The sequence below is a fragment of the Roseibium sp. genome (assembly GCF_025698965.1).
GTDB lineage: Bacteria > Pseudomonadota > Alphaproteobacteria > Rhizobiales > Stappiaceae > Roseibium.
On sequence record NZ_JAILWL010000492.1, the window covers coordinates 1 to 4,707 of the forward strand.

5 protein-coding genes and 1 pseudogene are annotated in these 4,707 nt (G+C 56.5%); 4 read left to right on the forward strand and 2 right to left on the reverse strand.

Annotated features, from left to right (window positions below; genetic code table 11):
* From K5905_RS27820 to K5905_RS27835, 4 genes are all read left to right on the forward strand, one after another.
* Positions 1 to 807, forward strand: an 807-nt coding sequence (locus tag K5905_RS27820; protein ID WP_297590417.1) for a ChuX/HutX family heme-like substrate-binding protein, incomplete at its 5' end; no start/stop codon positions are given.
* Positions 804 to 1,700, forward strand: a complete 897-nt coding sequence (locus K5905_RS27825) for a hemin ABC transporter substrate-binding protein (protein ID WP_297590420.1) — start codon at positions 804 to 806, stop codon at positions 1,698 to 1,700. The genes K5905_RS27820 and K5905_RS27825, both read left to right, overlap by 4 nt.
* A gap of 38 nt (positions 1,701 to 1,738) precedes the next feature.
* The gene (locus K5905_RS27830; protein WP_297590429.1) at positions 1,739 to 2,842 is read left to right on the forward strand and encodes an iron ABC transporter permease; all 1,104 of its coding nucleotides are present in this window, start codon (positions 1,739 to 1,741) and stop codon (positions 2,840 to 2,842) included.
* A gap of 22 nt (positions 2,843 to 2,864) precedes the next feature.
* A complete protein-coding gene (locus K5905_RS27835; RefSeq protein ID WP_297590423.1) occupies positions 2,865 to 3,680 on the forward strand; it encodes a heme ABC transporter ATP-binding protein in 816 nt (271 codons plus the stop codon).
* 13 nt (positions 3,681 to 3,693) lie between these two features.
* Here the strand turns inward: K5905_RS27835 and K5905_RS27840 are convergent, their stop codons facing one another.
* The gene (locus tag K5905_RS27840) at positions 3,694 to 4,239 is read right to left on the reverse strand and encodes a TlpA disulfide reductase family protein (protein WP_297590426.1); all 546 of its coding nucleotides are present in this window, start codon (positions 4,237 to 4,239) and stop codon (positions 3,694 to 3,696) included.
* 157 nt (positions 4,240 to 4,396) lie between these two features.
* Positions 4,397 to 4,707: pseudogene (locus tag K5905_RS27845) on the reverse strand (hypothetical protein); the annotation flags it as partial.

A 4,707-nucleotide genomic window follows, 5' to 3' on the forward strand; every position in this document is an offset into this window, starting at 1 on the left:
GGACAACGCGCCGCGCTCATGCTCGGCGACCGGATCGACACGCGAATGTTCCCGGCAAATTGGGTTTACGGGTTCGCCGTCGAGAAATCAGATGGCAAGGATGTGCGCCGGTCGTTGCAGTTTTTTGATGCGCATGGCGATGCGGTTCAGAAAATTCACGCCCGCCCGGATACCGACTTGGAAGCCTGGGATGATCTGGTGGACGGACTGGCGTTGGAGGATCAGGCATATGACGTTTTGCCTGCAGTCACCACTGCCAAACCGTTCTCCCGCAAACTTCCATCTGATGGCGTGGAAGGAGTTTTGCGAGACCGATGGCAGGCGATGACCGACCCGCATCAGTTTCATGGCCTGTTGAGAGATCTGGATCTTGACCGGGTGAGTGCCTTCGAACTTGCCGGTGAAACCTGGGCCTGGCCGCTCGACACCGGATCGGTTCCCGCTCTTCTAAGATTGGCGGCGTCCGAGGGCATTCCTATTATGTGCTTCGTCGGCAATCGCGGCTGTATTCAGATCCATTCCGGCACGGTTGAAAACGTCGTGGACAAGGGACCGTGGATCAACGTGATGGATCCGACGTTTCATCTGCATCTGAGATTGGATCACATTTTTGAAGTCTGGGCGGTGCGCAAACCGGCCGATGTCGGTCACGTGACGTCGATTGAAGCGTATGACAGCAACGGCCAGCAGATTATCCAGTTCTTCGGTGTTCGCGGCGAAGGCAACCAAGAGCGTTCCGACTGGCGGGGGCTGGCCGAGAATCTGCCCCGGCTGGATCGTTCAATTGTTCTGGGAGCAGCGGAATGAGAACTCTGTTTCACTCAAGATTTTATAGTTTGACCGCGGCGTGTGCCCTGACGGCGGCAGCGTTGCTCGCGCCGAGCAAGTCTTTGCTTGCCGAGGGCACACTGGCACAATCGGCACACCGTATCGTTGCCGTCGGTGGTTCGGTGACGGAAATTGTCTTTGCGCTTGGTGAAGAAGATCGCCTTGTCGCGCGTGATACAACCAGCAATCACCCAGCCAGCGCTGCCAAACTTCCCGACGTCGGTTACATTCGTGCTCTGTCTCCGGAAGGGGTGATGTCAGTTGATCCGGACCTAATCCTGATGCTGGAAGGCAGTGGACCGGTTGAAACCGTAGATGTTTTGAAAAAGTCCGGAGTTGCAATTGCGGATATTCCGGAAGAATTCACCGATCAGGGAATTCTGAACAAGGTTCTGGCGGTCGGGGAAGCCTTGGGTGTTCCTGAAAAGGCTGAGAAGTTGGCAGAAAAACTCAAGGTGGATCTTGAGACAGCCCAGAGCGAAGCCGATATGAGTTCAAGTGACTTACGTGTCCTTTTCATCCTGACTGCAAGAGACGGGCGGATCCTGGCATCAGGTTCCGAGACCGCTGCTTCCGGTATTATTGCGCTCGCAGGTGCACGCAATGCTGTTGATGATTTCTCTGGTTACAAGCAACTGAGTGACGAAGCTGTTTTGAGTGCTGCTCCTGATGTCGTTCTGATGATGCAGCGTGGTGAAAACCACAATGTCCACCCTGAAGAGGTTTTCGACCATCCGGCACTTGCGCAAACACCGGCTGGTCAGAACAAGCGGGTGATTGTGATGGGTGGACAGTACCTGCTCGGGTTTGGCCCTCGAACAGCCGATGCCATTCGTGAACTGTCTGATCAACTGTCAGATATCCGGAGCTGACACTGCGCATGTCCGAGATGACATTTTCAGAGCGGCCAATGCGCTTAAAGAACTGGTTTGGAATTGAAGCGGCGGGAACAGGAAACCGGGAACCGCTTGCACGAGCCGTTATCGCGCTGCTGGTGGTTATTACCGCTGGGTCCATGTTTGCCGGTCTTGCAATTGGGCCGATTTCAATTCCTGTTCTCGATGTTCTCCCACACCTACCGGCGCATCTCTTTTCTTCCAGGGAAGGAGCGCCTGCGGGCGTCTCGCTTCGCGACTGGATTGTCATCAAGGATATTCGCTTGCCGCGCGTCGTACTTGGTGCATTGGTCGGCGCGGCACTGGCAGTGTCCGGAGCCGTCATGCAAGGACTCTTCCGCAATCCGCTGGCGGATCCGGGAATTGTCGGGGTTTCTGCAGGGGCCGGCCTCGGAGCGGCGCTGTTCATTGTTCTGGGCGGCTCGGCACTGGCTCCGGTTGCAGCGGTTCTCGGATATTACGCAGTTCCACTTGCAGCCTTTGTCGGAGGTCTGATCACGACCTTGTTGCTTTATCGGATCGGGACGCGCGGCGGGATCACTTCCGTTGCGACGTTACTGCTCGCAGGGATCGCGCTTGGAGCACTGACCGGCGCGACGACTGGATTACTGGTCTATGTTGCCGACGATCAGGAATTGCGCGACCTGCAATTCTGGGGACTGGGATCGCTTGCTGGTTCGAACTGGGAAAAAGTTACGTCAGCGGCCCCGATAATCCTTGTGATGCTATTTGCCGTTCCATTCCTGGCGCGTGGGTTGAACGGGCTGACCCTGGGTGAAGCTGCAGCAACACATATCGGCATCCGGGTTCAACGGCTCAAGAATATCAGCATCCTGATGGTCGCAGCAGCGACCGGAGCCTCGGTTGCCGTCAGCGGTGGTATCGGTTTTGTTGGCATCGTTGTGCCGCATCTATTGCGGCTCACCATCGGACCGGATCATCGATATCTCTTGCCTGCTGCTGCCTTGCTGGGCGCAAGCCTTCTGATTGCCGCCGATACGCTCAGCCGAACGATCGTGGCACCGGCGGAGCTCCCCATCGGGATCATTACAGCATTTGCCGGCGCGCCGTTTTTCCTTTGGATATTGCTGCGAAGGCGCGGCCTGATGGGACTTTAGAGAGGCAGGCATGTTGCAGCACATGACTTTTAGCTCTGACGCTTCGGTCTGCGAACTTCACGTGAACCGTGTCACTGTCCAAATGGGTAAGACGACCATTGTGTCCAACCTGTCGTTTGATGCAAAAGCCGGAGAGTTTCTGGCGATCATCGGCCCGAGCGGATCAGGGAAAACAACGCTTCTTCGCGCCATGACTGGAGAACTGGTTTGTTCTGGTGACGTGTTTCTGGCCGGGCAGGACGTTCGCGGGCTGTCTCCAGAAATCCAGGCGGAAATGCGGGGCGTGCTGCCGCAGGCCAGTCAGATTTCGTTTCCCTTGAATGTTGCAGAAGTCATTGGACTTGGTCTGATCGACAGGCGTCACAACAAAAACGCGAGAACTCGGCGATTGGCGGAAGCCTTGTCGAAGGTTGGCCTGTCCGGCTTTGAAGGGCGGAACTATCAGGACCTTTCCGGCGGTGAGCAGCAGCGTGTTCAGCTTGCCAGAGTTCTGTGTCAGGTCTGGGAGCCCGTGCCGATAGACGGGCCTCCGCGCTGGCTGTTTCTGGACGAACCGGTCTCAAGTCTGGACATCAAGCACCAATATCAGATCATGCAGCTGGCGGCCGAATATGCCGCAAGGGGTGGTGGCGTGGTCGCAGTGATGCACGATCTCAACCTGACCCTGACCTTTGCCGACAAGGTGCTGGTGATGCAAAAGGGACAGCGCCTGGCCTTTGGTGCCACAGAGGAGGTCATGCGGTCAGACCTGTTGTCAAAGGCCTATGACTTCCCACTTTCCCTCACTAGATGTGCGGTTGCAGGCGCACCGATTGTGGTGCCTTTCAACGGGCGCTGAGCCGCTGCCCGGTTCAAGACGCGTCGTGAATGGACCTGATACCGGAGATCATCGCCGGAGAGTCCCAGACCCGCTCGCCAATCGCGCCGTAGGCAACCTGGCCGTCGGGGGTCAGGACGTAGGTGACCGGGAGCCCGCGCAGGAACCATTTGCCTGGCAGATCCGTCTTCTGATCCATGAGGACCGGCAGGCCGTCATGATCGATTTCGTCAAGAAAAGCCTGAATTTTTTCCTGTTTGTCACCGACATTTACCGCCAGTACGGCAAAGTCGTCGGTGCCAAGTTCACGGCTGAGGCGGGCCAATGTCGGCATTTCCTTGCGGCAGGGCGGACACCATGTCGCCCAGAAGGAGACGAGCACGGTCTTGCCTTCATAGTCTTTAACCTGATGGATCTTTCCGGCAAGATCCGGAACATTCAGTTCAGGTGTCTCGATTGTCAGTGCGGGTTTTGCAAGGCCCAGATACTGCAAATGTGCATTGTCCGCATATGCCGGCAGGCCGGTTGCGGCCAACACGGCACATGCGCCAAGGATTTCGCGTCGGTTCAAATTCACCATTTGGGCACCTGTCTTTGAAACGTTTGTTGCCGATTTAACGAAGCTGCTTGATTTCGCTTCGTTCAGCAGGACGTTTCCTAGGTAAGCTCTTCTGCCCTCCTGGCAACTTCACACCTGTTCAAATTCAGGCGACGGCCAATACAGCCGACCGGATTTGTCACGTTCCGACGTTCGGCAGTTGACCTGCAGGTGTGTGTTCAGCGTTGCCGTCAATGTAAGATGTAAGCGTCGCGGAAACGCCACGCGTTGCGATGCTGCGGACAGCCTCATCAAACGCCTTGATGAACTCCGGATCTGAAGCCAGTTGACCGAAGGCGTCCGGCCAGTCGTATGTTTCGCTTCCCGGCGCAAACACGCTTACTGCCCATGACTTCAGAATTTCGGCGCTTTCGTCTTCAAGCAGCAGCTCTTGGCCATTTTCATCCGTGTCCAGACAGTAGCGACACCAGAGAGCGGTTTCCAGCGCAA